Annotated in this window: 13 protein-coding genes, 1 tRNA gene and 1 pseudogene; 3 read left to right on the top strand and 12 right to left on the bottom strand. The window is 65.3% G+C overall.

All coding sequences use genetic code 11. The features are described 5' to 3' along the window. Positions 1-7: 7 nt before the first annotated feature. Entirely contained in the window at positions 8-688 is a 681-nt protein-coding gene (gene trmB, locus AC1D02_RS21625; RefSeq protein WP_477320543.1) for a tRNA (guanosine(46)-N7)-methyltransferase TrmB, read from the bottom strand. A gap of 135 nt (positions 689-823) precedes the next feature. On the opposite strand from trmB, the gene AC1D02_RS21620 reads away from it, so the two are divergent. Together AC1D02_RS21620 and AC1D02_RS21615 are read left to right on the top strand one after the other, a co-directional pair. Further along, positions 824-1,078, top strand: coding sequence for a hypothetical protein (locus AC1D02_RS21620; protein ID WP_477320524.1), 255 nt, complete (start codon positions 824-826; stop codon positions 1,076-1,078). Between the two features lie 177 nt (positions 1,079-1,255). Beyond that, positions 1,256-3,228 (top strand): annotated as a pseudogene (locus AC1D02_RS21615) (PhoX family protein). Here the strand turns inward: AC1D02_RS21615 and AC1D02_RS21610 are convergent. The 6 genes from AC1D02_RS21610 to AC1D02_RS21585 all read right to left on the bottom strand — a co-directional run bounded on the left by AC1D02_RS21610 (position 3,225) and on the right by AC1D02_RS21585 (position 8,702). Then, on the bottom strand, positions 3,225-3,935 hold the full coding sequence (locus AC1D02_RS21610; RefSeq protein WP_477320523.1) for an aquaporin: 711 nt from the start codon (positions 3,933-3,935) through the stop codon (positions 3,225-3,227). The pseudogene AC1D02_RS21615 and the gene AC1D02_RS21610 overlap by 4 nt on opposite strands. Beyond that, the gene (locus tag AC1D02_RS21605; protein ID WP_477320522.1) at positions 3,932-4,432 is read right to left on the bottom strand and encodes an arsenate reductase ArsC; all 501 of its coding nucleotides are present in this window, start codon (positions 4,430-4,432) and stop codon (positions 3,932-3,934) included. The genes AC1D02_RS21610 and AC1D02_RS21605 overlap by 4 nt, the downstream gene beginning before the upstream one ends. 16 nt (positions 4,433-4,448) lie before the next feature. Beyond that, entirely contained in the window at positions 4,449-4,886 is a 438-nt protein-coding gene (gene arsN2, locus AC1D02_RS21600; protein WP_477320521.1) for an arsenic resistance N-acetyltransferase ArsN2, read from the bottom strand. Next, on the bottom strand, positions 4,877-5,347 hold the full coding sequence (locus AC1D02_RS21595) for an ArsI/CadI family heavy metal resistance metalloenzyme (protein ID WP_477320520.1): 471 nt from the start codon (positions 5,345-5,347) through the stop codon (positions 4,877-4,879). Before AC1D02_RS21595 ends, arsN2 begins: the two co-directional genes overlap by 10 nt. Further along, positions 5,347-5,685: an ArsR/SmtB family transcription factor gene (locus AC1D02_RS21590; RefSeq protein ID WP_477320519.1), complete on the bottom strand. Its 339-nt coding sequence runs from the start codon at positions 5,683-5,685 to the stop codon at positions 5,347-5,349. The genes AC1D02_RS21595 and AC1D02_RS21590 overlap by 1 nt, the downstream gene beginning before the upstream one ends. Positions 5,686-5,804: 119 nt before the next feature. Further along, positions 5,805-8,702 carry a TonB-dependent receptor domain-containing protein gene (locus AC1D02_RS21585; protein ID WP_477320518.1) on the bottom strand — a complete coding sequence of 966 codons (2,898 nt, stop codon included), beginning with the start codon at positions 8,700-8,702 and terminating at the stop codon, positions 5,805-5,807. 167 nt (positions 8,703-8,869) lie between these two features. On the opposite strand from AC1D02_RS21585, the gene AC1D02_RS21580 reads away from it, so the two are divergent. Beyond that, complete coding sequence (locus tag AC1D02_RS21580; RefSeq protein WP_477320517.1) at positions 8,870-9,106, top strand: hypothetical protein; 237 nt, start codon at positions 8,870-8,872, stop codon at positions 9,104-9,106. Here the strand turns inward: AC1D02_RS21580 and AC1D02_RS21575 are convergent. The 5 genes from AC1D02_RS21575 to AC1D02_RS21555 form a co-directional block, all read right to left on the bottom strand. After that, positions 9,072-9,145 (bottom strand) — tRNA-Gly (locus AC1D02_RS21575). The genes AC1D02_RS21580 and AC1D02_RS21575 overlap by 35 nt on opposite strands. A gap of 358 nt (positions 9,146-9,503) precedes the next feature. Then, positions 9,504-9,926 (bottom strand): hypothetical protein, encoded by a 423-nt coding sequence (locus tag AC1D02_RS21570; protein WP_477320516.1) that lies wholly within the window; start codon positions 9,924-9,926, stop codon positions 9,504-9,506. A 265-nt stretch (positions 9,927-10,191) separates the two neighbouring features. Next, entirely contained in the window at positions 10,192-11,688 is a 1,497-nt protein-coding gene (locus AC1D02_RS21565) for a UdgX family uracil-DNA binding protein (RefSeq protein ID WP_477320515.1), read from the bottom strand. After that, complete coding sequence (locus AC1D02_RS21560) at positions 11,664-12,896, bottom strand: putative DNA modification/repair radical SAM protein (RefSeq protein ID WP_477320514.1); 1,233 nt, start codon at positions 12,894-12,896, stop codon at positions 11,664-11,666. The genes AC1D02_RS21565 and AC1D02_RS21560 overlap by 25 nt, the downstream gene beginning before the upstream one ends. Positions 12,897-13,024: 128 nt before the next feature. Next, complete coding sequence (locus AC1D02_RS21555; RefSeq protein WP_477320513.1) at positions 13,025-15,781, bottom strand: M16 family metallopeptidase; 2,757 nt, start codon at positions 15,779-15,781, stop codon at positions 13,025-13,027. Positions 15,782-15,786 lie beyond the last annotated feature (5 nt).

Below are 15,786 nucleotides of genomic sequence, written 5' to 3'. Positions count from 1 at the left end.
GCCGGCATCACTTCTTCTCGAACACCAGGTCCCAGACCCCGTGACCGAGCTTGATGCCGCGGTTTTCGAACTTGGTCAGCGGACGGTACGCCGGCTGCGGCGCGTAGCCTTCGGCGGTATTCTTCAGCAGCGGCTCGCCGCCCAGCACCTCGAGCATCTGCACCGCGTAGTCTTCCCAGTCGGTCGCGCAGTGCAGGTAGCCGCCCGGCGCCAGCTTCTCGGCCAGCAGCTTGACGAACGGCGCCTGCAGCAGGCGGCGCTTGTTGTGGCGCGCCTTGTGCCACGGGTCCGGGAAGAACACGTGCACGCCGGCCAGCGAACCGTCCGGGATCATCTGGTTCAGCACTTCGACCGCGTCATGCTGGATCAGGCGCAGGTTGGTGAGACCCTGCTCGCCGATCTGCTTGAGCAGGCTGCCGACGCCAGGCGTGTGCACTTCGACGCCGATGAAGTCCTTCTCCGGCATGCCCTTGGCGATGTGCGCGGTGGTGTCGCCCATGCCGAAGCCGATCTCCAGGATCACCGGGGCCTTGCGGCCGAAGGCCTGCTCGAAATCGAGCGGCGCCTTGGCGTACTCGATCAGGAATTTGGGGCCCAGTTCTTCCAGCGCGCGCGCCTGCGCGATCGACAGGCGCCCGGCGCGGGTGACGAAGCTGCGGATGCGGTGTTCGGTGGGGTCGTACAGCATCGGGCGGCCGCTGCCGCTTGGAGGGGTTTCAGATGACATGGGATGCGAAGGCAGAGAATAAGGTACGGGCGCCATTATATCGCACCGCCTTTGCCGAAAAGCGGAACTGCCGGCGCCCCGTGAAGTCAAACCAATATGGACGAGACCCGCATCGATAACCTGGAAACTCAATTCGCGGAATTGAGAAATGGCCAACGCGTCATTGAAGGTCGCCTATGTCGCATCGAAGCCAACCTGGAACAAACCGCCACCAAGGCTGACCTGTACGATTTGCGCGCGGAAATGTACAAGGCAATCGGCGAGATTAAGACGTGGATGGTCGCCACTTTGATCACCATTGTGGGCACGGTGCTCGCGGCGTCCTTCGGACTGCACCACTGGAGCGGGTGACATGGACGCTCCAGTGGCGTTCAGGCGGCGCGCGAGCTTGCGGGCGCCGGATGCGGACCAGCCCCTTGCCGGGCGCGCGCCAGGGCCACCTCCGCTGAACCGGCGTCATCGTGTTGAAACAATAGCTCGCTAAGCTTCAGGCCAGCACCCCCTTCGCCAACCTGGAGTCCCAAGCAAATGAATCCTGTTCCCGAGATGCCGCGTCGCCGCCTGCTGAAACTGTTCGGCGCCGCCCCGTTGCTGCCCTTGTCTTCGTGGTCCGCCGTCAGTCTGCTGTCCGGCTGCGGCGCGAATGCCGGCGTGACCGCGACGGTCGCGCCGCCCGCCGCCGCAACCCTGGCCAGCGTCACTTTCAGTTCCATGGCCGCGCCGACGCTGGCCAACGCCGCGGCGATGGCGACCGCCACCACCGCCTCGGTAATGACCGCGAACTTCAGCGACAGCAGCAAGATCGACTTCAAGCTCGCTTACCAGCCGTTCTTCATCACCGGCGACCTGGTCGCCGACGGCAGCGGCGGCAAGATCCTCGCCGGCGGCTACTACGACATTCACGGCAAGCCGATCGTCGACGCCACGGTGGCGGGCAAGGAGCGCCAGTTCTTCTCCGACTCCCCGGACGGCACCTCGCTGCTGACCGTGCCGAACGCGAAAGCGGCCGGCGTCAAGGGCAATACCGTGTTCGCCGTGGTGCAGTTCGAGTACGCCACCTGGGCGCAGGACGGAACGACCAGCATGTACGGCCGCCTGCCCTCGCCGATCGCCGTGCTGACGCTCGACCAGGATCCCGCCACCGGCAAGCTGGCGCTGGTGAAGTACCACAACGTCGACACCTCGGCCGCGAACGGCTTGTGGATCACTTGCGGCGCCAGCCTGTCGCCGTGGGGCACCCACCTGTCGAGCGAAGAGTACGAGCCGAACGCCTTCACCGCGGCGGCCGACCCGCAGTTCCGCGCCTTCAGCAAGAACCTGTACGGCAGCGAGACCGCGGCCAATCCCTACCATTACGGGCACCTGCCGGAAGTGACGGTCAATGCGGACGGCACGGCGTCGATCAAAAAACACTATTGCCTGGGCCGCATCTCGCACGAACTGGTGCAGGTCATGCCGGACAACCGCACCGTCTTCATGGGCGACGACGCCACCAACAGCGGCTACTTCGTGTTCGTCGCCGACAAGGAGAAGGACCTGTCGGCCGGCAGCCTGTATGTGGCCAAGGTCGGCGCGGGCTTCTCGCTCGATCCTGCCGCCGCCGCGGCGCCACTCACCTGGATCAAGCTCGGATCCGCCACCAGCGCCGAGATCCAGGCGATGGCGGCGTCGCTGCGCCCCACCGACATCATGGACGTGCGCAGCGCCGATCCGCTGGATGCCGGTTACACCAGGATCGCGGCGAACGGCCGCATCGAGTGGGTCAAACTGGCGGCGGGCATGGCGAAGGCCGCGGCCTTCCTCGAAACCCATCGCTACGCGGCGCTGGTGGGAGCGTCGATGGGATTCACGAAAATGGAAGGCACCACGGTCAACATCAAGGACAAGATCGCCTACTCCGCGCTGCAAAACTGCCAAAGCTCGATGGTGGCGGGGCACGCGCAGAATGTGCCGGGCAACGGCGTGTCGATTCCGAAGGCGCTCGATGCGGGCGCCGTGATGATGCTGAACCTGAAGGCGGCGTGAACGACAGCGCCGGCGCGTCCATCAACAGCGCGTGGATGCCGGTCGACACCAGGGCGCTGCTGGCGGGCGAGGACATCAAGGCCGACGCGCTGGGCAACACCGCCAATCCCGACAAGGTCGCCAATCCGGACAACCTGAAGTTTTCGGAGAAGATGCGCACGCTGTTCATTGGCGAGGACAGCAGCCAGCACGTGAATAACTTCCTGTGGGCGTACAACGTCGACACCAAAGTGCTGGCGCGGGTGATGTCGATTCCGGCGGGCGGCGAGTCGACCGGGCTGCATGCCGTAGACGAGATCAATGGCTGGACCTACATCATGAGCAATTTCCAGCACGCGGGCGACTGGGGCGGCATCCATGGCATCGTCAAGCCGACGCTCGATCCGTTGATCCGCGCCAATTACAAGGACAAGTTCGGCGCCGCGGTCGGCTACCTGACCGCGGAGCTGAGCCAGGTCCGCCTGTCGAAGCCTTAGCGCGCGTCGAAATCGCCCGGCGCCACGGTCCCGCCGACGGTGGCGCCGTCCGGCGCACGCGGATACAGCCATCCGAACAGCAGCGTGGCGGCGGCGCCGCCTGCCAGTTGCGCTGCAATGAAGCCCGCCGCATCGGCCGGACGGATGCCGGCGAAGGTGTCGCTGGCCGCGCGCGCCAAAGTGACAGCCGGATTGGCGAACGAGGTCGACGAGGTGAACCAGTATGCCGATGTGATGTAGGCCGCGACGGCGAACGGCGTGACGGCCGGGCGGCTGCGCGAGCAGCCGACAATCACACCGACCAGGCCGAAGGTGGCGACGAATTCGCTCCACCACTGCGCGCCGCCGGTGCGCACGTGGGCGGACGCGAAGAACAAGGGCAGCTCGAACATCAGGTGCGCCGCGGCGACGCCGGCGAAGGCGCCAATCAGCTGAACGCCGATGTACGGCGCCGCTTCGCGCGCCGGAATGTTTTTCTGCCACGCCTCGGACAAGGTGACGACCGGGTTGAAATGCGCGCCCGAGATGGTGCCGAACATCAGGATCAGCGCGACCAGCCCGGCGCCGGTGGCCAGCGCGTTGGCCAGCAGGGCCAGCGCGACGCTGCCGCCGGACAGGCGCTCGGCCATGATCCCGGAGCCCACCACGATCGCCAGCAGCATCGCGCTGCCCAGGCCTTCGGCCACGAGTCGCTTGGCGAACGTCATACCGGCTGCTCCCCGATCGCGCGGATCGCATCCTTGATCGCCGGCGTGCCGAACAGCTGCGGCGGCAAGCCGGCGAATGCCTCGACCTTGTTGCGGATCTGCGCGCAGATCGCCTCGAAGGCCGCGCGCTTTTGTTCATCCGTTCCTTCCACCGCGGCCGGATCCTCGAAGCCCCAGTGCGCGCTGGCCGGATGGCCGGGCCATACCGGGCACGCCTCGCCCGCCGCGTTGTCGCATACGGTGATGATGAAGTCCATCGCCGGCGCATCCGGCGCGGCGAATTCGTTCCAGCTTTTGCTGCGCAGATGGTCGACCGGATAGCCGAGTTTTTTCACCTGCTCGATGGCGAACGGGTTGACCACGCCGCCCGGCTTGCTGCCGGCGCTGAAGCCGCGCAAGCGCCCCGCGCCCAGGGTCGTCGCCAGGGCTTCGGCCATGATGCTGCGCGCCGAATTGCCGGTGCAGAGGAACAGCACGTTGTAGATTTTCTCGTTCATGATTTTCGCTGATGGTTTAATCGAGGATCTTGCGCAGGCAAACCGCCTGCGACGGGCACAGGGTGGAGAACTCCTGTGTGGACTGGATGGACGCCGGCGCCTGCGCGCGCGGCACGACGGCGTAACCGCGACGCGCGAAGAAGTCGGTCGCGCTGGTCGTGAGCAGGAACAGCTCGCGCACACCCGCGGCGCGCGCGGCGCCTTCGAGGGCGTCGACCAGTTCCCCGCCGAGCCCGGAGCCGCGCCGTTCCGGCGTCACGGCGAGCGAGCGTAACAGGCCGGCGTCGCCGAAGCGCTCCAGGCCGATCACACCTGCCGCAGGCCCGCTTTCGCCGGCCACGATGAACTCCCGCATGCTGCGGGGTCCCAGGTCCCGATGCGGCAGCTTGCAGGCGCCGAGCAGCGCGACGACGGCCTCGAAGTCCGTTTCGGTGGCGGGCCGCATCAGCAGCATTGGCTCGCCGGCGCGCAGCAGGAAGTCGCCGCCTGCTCTTTTGCGGCCGGCATGCAGCAGGCCCCGGCCGCCGCAGTTTCGGCCGCCGCGCCGAACACCGGAATCGTGTCGAGCGTGTGGAAGGTCTCCCAGGCCATGCCGGCGGGGTCGTTGACCCAGTACTTGTCGGACCTGGCGTAGCAGCATGCCGCGCCCTCCTCCGTTTCGACCTCGCCCTGCAGCTGTTGCAGGCGGCCGTGCATCTCGCCCAGCTCCTCGGCCGATTCCACCTGGATGCCCAAATGATTTACGCCGACCGGCGCGCCGCGCTGGGAAATGGCGAAATTGACGCGCGGATCGTCGAGCGCCCACTTGGCGTAATCGGGCTTGACCACGGTAGGCGGCGCGGCAAACATGCCGGAGTAGAACCGGATGCTGTCGGCAAGGTCGGGAACCGATACGTGAACGTGCAAGCGTTTCATCAGCAAACTCCTTCTTTGGTTGAGCAAGTGGGGTTGGCGGCAGGGGCACAGGCGCTGCCGCCGCAGCAGTTTTCCGTGAGAAAATCGATCAGCCCGTTCATGGTGCCGAAACTGGCCGCGTAGATCAGCGAGCGGCCGGCCTTGGTTGGCGCCACCAGGCCTGCGTGCGCCAATTCTTTCAGGTGAAACGACAGCGACGAGGGCGGAATGCCGAGCTGCTCGGCGATGCGGGTCGCGGCCATTCCTTGCGGCCCGGCCTGCACCAGCAAGCGAAACACCGCCAGGCGCGATTCCTGCGCCAGCGCATTCAGGGCCGCGATGACTTCCTTGTTGTCCATACCGTTCTCCATCGAATTCATTATACTTCCATAATAATGGAAGTATCGAATGATTGTCAAACGCGATGAACAAAAAAAATGGCGGGCCGAAGCCCGCCATTTCATTCAAGCGCCAGCGATCAGAACTTCAGCGTAGCGCCGAAAGTAATGTAGCGGCCGACCGCATCGTAGTTCTGCGGGAAGGTGTTGCCACTGTCGGTACCGGTGGTGCCGATGGTGCCGCCGACGATAGGCGGTTTCTTGTTGGCCAGGTTGTTGACGCTGACGTTCAGGCGCAGCATTTTGCTGACGTTCCAGATGGCGCTCACGTCGACGTAGTTGTACGCGTCGATCTTGGCGAATGCCGGCAGGAAGTCGGTGCCGCCCGGTTCTTCGATCACGCCGCTGACATAACGCCAGTTGTAGCCGACGACGAACTGACCGACGGTCCAGTTGGTACGCTGGTTGAACTTGCGCTTGTAGTTCGGCGCGCCGCAAGCGACGCTGTAGTAGCCGAGGCAGTCACGCTCGATCGACGCTGGCGTAGGACGGAACTTGTAGCTGTTTACCTGGTTCAGGCCGAGGCTCATGTCCAGGTTGCCGTACTTCGAGTCCAGGCCCAGCATGTTGACGTTCATCCGGTACGCCACGTTCAGGTCGATACCGCTGGTGTTCTGCGTGCCCAGGTTCGACAGCGCAGTCAGCACGCCCTTCGACTCGTTACCGTTGAAGGTACCGTTGATGGTGTTACGGCCAATCATGCCGCACGACGCGTTCAGCGCCAGCGTTGGATTGAACGCGGTGCTGTAGCAGCCGTCCAGGATGTCGGTGGTGGTCGGGCTCGAGACGGCCTTGTTGATGTCGATCTTGTAGTAATCGACCGTCACCGCCAGTTTCGGGATTGGTTCCCACACGAAGCCGATGGTCTTGGTCTTCGCTTCCTCAGGTCCCAGCGCAGGGTTGCCACCGCTCTGGTTGTTGATCTGGCCCGAGGATGGGGCTGGCAACGAGCCGATTTCCGACTGAGGCACGCCGGTCAGGCGGCACAGGTTCGACAGGGTGCCGGCGGTGTTGGCCTGGCCCTGGTTGATGCGGGTGCCCTGGCATGGATCGATCGCCAGGTTCGACAGGCCGGTCACCACTGGCGCGAACAGTTCGTTCACGTTCGGGGCGCGGGTCGCCTTCTGCACCATGCCGCGGAAACGCAGCGACTGGATTGGCTGCCACTCGCCGCCGGCCTTCCAGCTGCCGTAGTCCTGCGACTTGCCGGCGGTGCTGAACTCGGTCTGGCGATAGCCCAGCTCGGCGTTGATGGCGCGCGCGAATGGCAGGTCCTTGACCAGCGGGATCGCCCACTCGACGGCTGCTTCGCGCAGCTTGAAGTCGCCCGAACGGTCAGGCGTCGGCGCGCCGGTGCCGAGCACTTCACCCTGCAGCTGCGAAGCCGCGTCCGATGCCGTGTTGGCCGACACCTTGCGCTGCTCGAACGAGATTGCCATGTTGACCGGCTGCTTGGCCCAAGGGCTGACCACTTTCTCGCCCAGGTCGCCCGAGAACGACAGCGAGCCGACGTCCTGCTGCACCGATTGCAGCAACAGGGCGCTCTGGTTGATGAAGGCCAGCTGTTCAGGCGTGATCGAACCGGCGGCGCCGAACACGTTCAGCGGTACGCAACCGTTGGCGGTGTTGACGCAGGTGGTCTTGTTCAGCGCGTTCAGGGCCTGGCCGACTTTCGCCAGCGAACCCCAGTTGCGGCGGGTCTGGGTCTGGTCGGCGTTGCCGCGGCTCCAGTAACCATCGTAAGTCCAGTCGTAAGCGATCTCGCCTTTCAGGCCGATCGTGTACTGCAGGGTCTTGTTGTCGAAGTTGTTGTAGCGCGGGCCCAGCTCGACGAAGCGGCGGTTGACCAGCAGCGGCACGATGGTCGCATTGCCTTCGACGCAGCTGGCGGCCGGGATGCCGCGGCGTGCGCACAGCTGATCGCGGGCGGCCTGCGGAATGAACGGGTTACCGATAGGCACGTTGAAGGTATTGCCGAAGGTGCCGGACTCGGCCAGCGTGGAGGCGACCTTGCTGTTGGTGTAGAACAGTTCGGCGTAGGCTTCGGCGTGCTCGTTGATCTTGAAGTTGCCCAGCGAGGTAGCCTGGGTGCGCTCGAGACCGGTGACGTAGTAGTTCAGCGGATTGGTGTTGTATGGCACCACTGGCGAAATCAGTTTGCCGGTCGCAGGGTCGATCTGCCAGGCGCCGGACAGGGTGTCGGTGCCGCCCGTGCCTTTGCTGGTCGAAAACGCCGACGGCACGGTGGTGCCCGAGCCGGTGCCGGCACCGGTGACCGAATTCAGGTTGGTGATGCCGTACGGGCGCGAGCCCTGGGTCAGCGGATCGGCGACGGTCTTGCCGACGGACAGCACCACGTTGCCGCGGTTGTCGGCCAGGTTGGCGCCGATGGTCAGGTCGGTGCGGCGACGCTTGGCGTCGTGGTCGTCGGTGGTGCCGCCGTAGGAAGTGGTCAGGTCGACGCCGGTGAAGTTTTTCTTCAGCAGGAAGTTGGCCACGCCGGAGACGGCGTCGGCGCCGTAGGCAACCGATGCGCCGCCGGTGAAGATGTCAACGCGGCTGAGCAATGCGATAGGAATCGAGTTGGTGTCGACCACGCCGCCGAGGCTGTAAGGAACCAGGCGGCGGCCGTTGACCAGCACCAGCGAGCGGTTGCTGCCGAGGCCGCGCAGATCGATGGTGGCGGCGCCGCCGGTGCCGTTGTTGGTGCCCGGGCCGATGGAAGGCACCGCTGCAGGCAGACCCTTGAAAAACTCTTCGACCGCGACCGGCTGCGAGGACTTGATTTCCTCAGCGGTGATCGACGAGATCGGGCTGTTCGAGCTGGTGCCCGGCGTGGTGATGCGGGTACCGGTGACCTGCACGACTTCCATCTTTTCCTGCGCGAATGCTGGCTGCGCCGCGACGGCGAGGCCCAGCATGACGCCGCTGGAAAATAACAGCCGCACGGTACGCGACATGACTTTTTCTTGAATCATTACGTGGTTTCTCCCTAATTTTTGATCGTTGGCCAACTCGCTCTTCTGAAGAAAGTGGGCCGCAACGGCGCTGCTCTGCCAACTCCCTTCGTCAAAAATTGCCCTTGGAGAATTTGCGTAATGATCTGATCACATGCGGTAGAAAACTGTCAATTTATGCATACGTCATGTTCCCAGAATTCAACATATTTACAACAATTTCTGAGGAACATTTCTGCTGCAACAATGGTTCCTGCGGAGATGAATTCGTCCCAATGGAAGCCGAGGCGAAATGCGCATGCCTCGACGCGCGCGCGGCGGAGAACGTGGCGGCACTGAAAAATCGGGACGGGGGACGGGCGGAGGGCGAGCGCGGAGGATCGCCGCGGCTGGAGCGGGTGAAGGGAATCGAACCCTCGTCGTAAGCTTGGGAAGCTTCTGCTCTACCATTGAGCTACACCCGCGTTGCCCGCATTCTACGCGGGTTCTGGCGCCTTTGACAATCATCGGGCCGCCTGCCGGCGTTGCACCTGGTCCTTTCCAATGACAGGCGCGACCGCCCACCGGCGGCCGCAACGACCAGCTGGGCTGGGGCCGAACGTATCGCTGCGCCGGCGCGGGTATCGGGAATTGTTCAGCGATTGATTTGAATGTGCACGAGGCACGCGCACTGCAGCCAGCAGGCCGGGTTCCGGGACTGCGAATTGGGCCAGAAGTTTGTCGCCGCCGCCGACGAAGCGAAGAAGCGGCGCAGCGGATGTGCCGGCCGAACCCGGAGGCTGGCGCCCGTATCTGAGCGCCGCCACCGTGCCGGCGTCATCGTTACCGGCTGGAGAGCAGCCGCACGACTTCCGTTGCGGATTCACCGGCCTGCGCCGTCTGGCGCGGCACCACCATCAGCATTTCGCCCGTGACCTCGTCGAGGTCGCTGCGGTTGAGCGTCATCTTCAAAGACCTGTCGGTGGCGACGAAAGTGTTCGCCGATGCGGCCACCAGTGACTTGCTCGGACCGTCATTCACCGTCGCATACATGCGGCTGCCGAACACTTTCAGACGCATCGTCTGTCCGTTCGATAGATCGTACATGCCCTTGTACGCGTCAAGATCCCCCGGGAACACCGTATACCTGTGCTCTGGCAGCACAATCTGGTATCCGGTAATCCGGACGGATTGCTCTGGTTCGGTCTGCGCCGTCGCTCCCAGCGCGAGCATTCCCAGGAAACTAGAAATCAGCAGGCGTCTCATCATAAGCTCCTATTCTGTGCACTCAACAATCGACCGGCAGCCTGTGCCGATCCACGGTGCGACCATGTTCTTCTCGATCTCACTAATGTTAAATATAGTCGCCAATCGAGCCCATGCACGTGTTTTTTTTGATAAGAATTGATTGCGCTTTCTCGACTGAAGCGGTCGACAAACTCGCTGCTGAGATTGTTAAATGTCTCTCTGAACCTCCATTGCGTCCAATGGGGTAGGCGGGAGGAATGTTGAGGGCGCGTGCGGCGCCACGTCAGCCGCCATCCGGTTGCGTCAACAAGCGCTGCGCCTGCTTCAATCCCTCCACCATCGCCGCCAGCGCGTGCTGTTTTGCCGCCTCGTCCGGCACCCGCAGCACGTACGACGGGTGGTACACCGTCACCACCCAGCGTCCGCCGTGGCGCATCGGTTTGCCGATCGTGTCCTTCAGCGTGACGTTGGCGGTACCCAGCACCGACTTGAGCGCGGTGCTGCCGAGGGCGACGATCACGTCCGGCTTCACGTGGGCTAGTTCCTGGTCGAGCCAGTAGCTGCACGCCTCGATCTCGCGCTGCGCCGGCGTCTTGTGCAGCCGGCGCTTGCCGCGCGGCTCCCACTTGAAGTGCTTGACCGCGTTGGTCAGGTAGACCGTGCGCCGGTCCAGGCCGGCATCGCGCAGGACCTGGTCCAGCAGCTGGCCGGCCGGGCCGACGAACGGTTCTCCGGCCAGGTCTTCCTGGTCGCCCGGCTGTTCGCCGACCAGCATGATGCGCGCATGCGCCGGACCGGCGCCGCCCACCGCCTGCGTGGCGTGCCGCCACAGCTCGCAGCGCCGGCACTGGTCCAGCGTGGACGGAGCCTGGCGCTGCGGCTGCGCCTTGTCGGCGGCGATCGGGATGGTGGTGCCGCGCCGCTGCCCCACCGCCTCGGCCTGGCCGGTGCGGCGCGCGCCGGCCGCCGCCTGCGTCACCATCTGCGGCACCACGCTGCCTTCCGGCAGGTGCTTCCAGAAGCGCGACGGGATGTGGCTGCGCATCAGTCCCGCGTTCAGCCGCGCCGGATTGAAGATGCTGCGGTAGTAGGTGAGCCACAGCGCTTCGCCGGCGTCGTCGAGGTCGGCCGCGCTGTTGACCAGCGGCCCGGTGTTGTGCAGCGTTTCGCCGTCCCACAGCACGCTGGCGTCCGGCGTGGCGATCATCCAGCTGATGCGGCCCATGCGGCTGACGAAGTGCTGCGCCACTTGCGGCAGCACGTCGTGGGCCGGCTCGAACCAGGCGACGAAACGCGGCGCGCCGGCTGCTTCGGGACGCTCGCGAAAGCGGATGTAGGCATGCATGTCGTGCTCCTCGCGGTGCACCGCCTTGACCATCGCATGCAGCCGGCTGCCGTCTTCATCTGCCGGCGACAGCACCACCTGCTCGCCATGCTGCCAGCGCCAGACCACCCGGTACAGGAAGGCCCAGCGGTCCGGCACGCGGCAGCATGCGGCGCTTTGCAGCATGTCCATCAGCTTGCGCGGCAGGTGCATCACGGGCCTTGCCTGGCTGAGGTCGATCGCGAGCGGCGCCGCAGCCGGTGCCGGCGCCGCCGCAGCCGCGCCAAACAGGTCGGCCTCGGCGCCGTGCCCGACCCAGGTGACGGCGTGCGGCGCGATGTCGAACGCGAGCAGTTCGCGCGCCGCCTCACGCCATTCGCCGAATCCGGCCACTTGCAAAGGCTGGCCGGCGCTGGCGGCGACCGCCGCGTTTATGCTGCCCGCAATTCCGGCCATAAGTTCATCTGCTGCGACGAATCGGCCAGCGAACGCCGCAGCACCTCCGACGATGCCGCTCCGGCCGCCGGCGAATAATCGGCGGTGACGATGAAGGGCGCAATTTTTTTCATGCTGCAGCGTAGCCGCGTGAGATCGACATAGCGGATCCGGCGCAGCCGCCGCAGTTCGACGATGCGCTTGGCGTTGCGCAGGCCGATGCCCGGCACGCGCGCGATCATGCTGGCGTCGGCCATGTTCAGGTCCATCGGAAAATGCTCGCGGTTGGCCAGCGCCCACGCCAGCTTGGGGTCGATGTCGAGCGCCAGGTTGCCGCCGCTGGCGGGCAGCAGTTCGCTGGCGACGAAGCCGTAACTGCGCAGCAGGAAGTCGGCCTGGTAGAGCCGGTGCTCGCGCAGCATCGGCGGCGGCGCCAGCGGCACGCTGCCGGGACTTTGCGGGATGGGGCTGAAGGCGGAGTAATAGACGCGCTTGAGCTTGTAGCTGGTGTACAGCGTTTCCGCGGTCGCCAGGATGGTCTGGTCGTCGCTGGCGTCGGCGCCGACGATCATCTGGGTGCTCTGCCCGGCCGGCGCGAACTTGGGCGACTTGGGCTCCTCGGCTTTTTCATCGAGCCGGCGCCGGATCGAGCCCATCGCCAGTTTGATGGTGTGCACGCTTTTTTCGGGGGCGAGCTTTTCCACGCTGGCCTGGGTCGGCAGTTCGATGTTGACGCTGAGGCGGTCGGCGTATTTGCCGGCCGCGGCGATCAGCGCCGGGTCGGCGTCCGGGATGGTCTTGAGGTGGATATAGCCGCGGAAGTTGTGCACCTCGCGCAGCTGGCGCGCGATGTGGACCAGCTGCTCCATCGTGTAGTCGGCCGAACGAATGATGCCGGAGCTGAGGAACAGGCCGTCGATGTAATTGCGCAGGTAGAAATCGACGGTGAGCTTGACCACCTCGTCGACCGAAAAACGCGCGCGCGGCACGTTGGAGGTGCGCCGGTTGACGCAGTACTGGCAGTCGTAGATGCAGAAGTTGGTGAGCAGGATCTTGAGCAGCGAGACGCAGCGGCCGTCCGGCGTGTAGCTGTGGCAGATGCCCATGCCGTTGGTGGCGCCGATGCCGTCCTTGCCCTCGGACGAGCGCTTGGGCGCCCCGCTGCTGGCGCAGGAGGCGTCGTATTTCGCTGCGTCAGCGAGGATTTCCAGCTTGTCGGTGAGTTCCATCGGCTTCGGCTCTAACTGTATGTTTATACAGTATTTTACACCGAAGACGATGGAATGGCGCGCGATTGCGCGGCTTCATGTCCAGGACGACTAAAAAAGCCACACACGTGGGGTCTGACCCCAAATGACTACCGCGGCAAAGAATTGCCTTCGGCGTCCAGGACGACGACGTCGCCCCAGCCCAGCTCGCGCACGCCTTTTTCGATCTTGCGCAGGTCGCCGATCACCAGCCACGTCACCTGCTCGGGGCGGATGAACTTGCGCGCGGCGGCGGCCAGTTGCGGCTCGGTGAGGCCGCGGATATTGCCGGCGTAATCAGCCCAGTAGTTGTCCGGCAGCTTCAGGTTGATCGAGGTCAGCGCCGCCGACTCCAGCGCCGCCACGGTCTCGAAGCGGCCAGCCAGGCGCGATCCCATGTTGCGCATGATGCTGGCGTACTCCTCGCCCGCCAGCGGACGCTCGCCGGCCACGCCGCGAATCTCCTTGGCCACTTCGACCATCGATTCGCGCGTCTTGTCGGTCTGCACCGGCGCGATGATCATCAGCGCGCGCTGGCCGCGCGGGTTGGTCAGGCCGCCCGAGGTGCCGTAGCTCCAGTGCTTGTCGAGGCGCAGGTTGCGGTTCAGGCGCGAGGTGGCCATGCCGCCGAAATTCTGCATCACCGGCTCCATCGCGAGATCCTCCGGCTGGCCCTGGGTCTGCGACAGTTCGCCGGCGACGATGATCGATTGTGGCGCGTCCGGCTTGTCGACCAGGTAGATTTTTGCAGGCGCGGTGCGCGCGGCGGCCATGCCTTCGCGGACCGGGGCACTGCCGGCGCGCCAGGCGCCGAAGCTCGCTTCAAGCGCCGGCATCACCTTCTCCAGCGTGGTGTCGCCGGTTACGACGATGGTGGCGTTGCCCGGCTTGAACCAAGCCGCGTGCCAGGCCGCGAGGTCGTCGCGGCCAATAGCGGCGATGGTCTTCTCGGTGCCGATCGGGGTGCGTCCGTAGGCGTTGTCAGGACCGTACAGCAGGCCAGGCATCAGGCGCTGCGCCAGGCCGGTCGGCTGCGCGCGTTCCTGCGCGATCTGCGCCAGGCGGCGCTGCTTCTGCAGCGCGAACTGATCGGGGGCGAAGGCCGGATTGAGCGCGGCGTCGGCCATGATCGCCAGCGACGGCGCCAGGTTGGCGCTGGTCGACTGCAGGCGCACGATCGACAGCTCCGGCGTGGTGCCGGCGGACATGCGCGCGCCGAGCGACTCGAGCGCGTCCGACATCTGGAAGGTGTCGCGGGTCTTGCTGCCCTTGTCGAGCAAGTCGAGCGCCAGCGACGCGGCGCCGGCCCTGGCCGCCGTGTCGGAGGTGGATCCGGCATCGACGGCCAGCGCGACGTGGACGATCGGCGCGGAGTGCCGTTCGAGCACCATCACCTTCAGGCCGTTTTTCAGCTGGCCGCGCACGATCGCCGGAAACTTCACCTCAGGCGGATTGCCCAGCGCCGGCAGCAGCTTGCGGTCGACCGCCGGCTTGGCCGCTGCCAGCTTGGCGAACGGACGCACGGTCATCGTGTAGTAGTTCGCGCGCAGCCACTTGTTGGCGGCGGTCTTCACTTCCGCAGGATTGGCGTTGGCCATGCGCTCGAGTCGGGTCAGGTAAGCGTCCGGCGCGCCGCCGTAGGTCATGCTTTCGGCCAGCACGTCGGAACGCCCGCCGAAGCCGCCCAGGCGCTCGATGCTGCGCGAGAAATCGGCCAGGTTGCGGGTCTTCACGCGCGCCAGTTCGGCGGCGGTCGGCCCCTTGTCCAGCAGTTCGGCCAGCACCGCGTCGACTTCGCGCTCGACCAGTTGCGGATCGACGCCCGGCTTGACCATCACCGAGATGTTGAAGGTGCTTCCCAGCTCGCTGTCGTTGACCGATGCGTTCACCGATGTGGCCAGCGCCTTCTCGTACACCAGGCGGCGGTCGAGGCGCGCGTTCTTCGAGCCGGCCAGCACATTGGCGAACAGTTCGAGGCGCTGCACGTCCGGGTCCTTCCATGCGGCCGCGTGCCAGCTGCGCGTCACGCGCACCTGCGGCACCTGGTCTTCCATCTCGTCGCGGATATTGCGGTCGAGCGTGGGGATCCAGGTCTCGGTACGCGGCAGCGGCGGGCCCGGAGGGATCGCGCCGAAGTATTTGTTCACCAGTTCCAGCGCGCGCTCGGGGGTGATGTCGCCGGCCAGCGAAATCACGGCGTTGTTCGGGCCGTAGTAGGTGCGGTACCACTCCTTGATGTCGTCCAGCGAAGCGGCGTTCAGGTCGTCCATGCTGCCGATCGTCGACCACGAATACGGGTGCGAATACGGATACATCTTGGCGCTGATTTCGTTGCGCACGCGCCCGTATGGCTGGTTCTCGCCCTGGCGCTTTTCGTTCTGCACCACGCCGCGCTCGCGCTCGAGCATCTCCTTCGAGATGTAGTTCGCCAGGAAGCCCATGCGGTCCGACTCGAGATACAGCGTGCGCTCGAGCGCCGACACCGGCACGTCCTCGAAGAAGTTGGTGCGGTCGGTGTTGGTGGTGCCGTTGCGGTTGTTGGCGCCCAGGTCGTCCATCGCCTCGCGGAAGCCGTGCGGATAATTCTCGGAGCCGTTGAAGAAGAAGTGTTCGAACAAATGCGCGAAGCCGGTCTTGCCGCGCTTCTCGTTGCGCGATCCGACGTGGTACCACATGTTCACGCCGACCACCGGCACGTTGTGGTCTTCGTGGACGATCAAGGTCAGGCCGTTCGACAGCACGAATTTTTTATAGGCGATGGTGTACGGGGCGCGGTCGAACGAAGCCGGCGCGGCGTGCAGCGGCGCCGCGGCCTGCGCGGCCACGGAGAATCCGAACGCGAGGGCAACCAGGAGTTTGAGTTTCATGAGTG

The sequence above is a fragment of the Massilia sp. P1_C10 genome, assembly GCF_056406475.1.
Note: the sequence above shows the minus strand (reverse complement) of the source record. Positions and strands in the feature narration are given on the sequence as shown.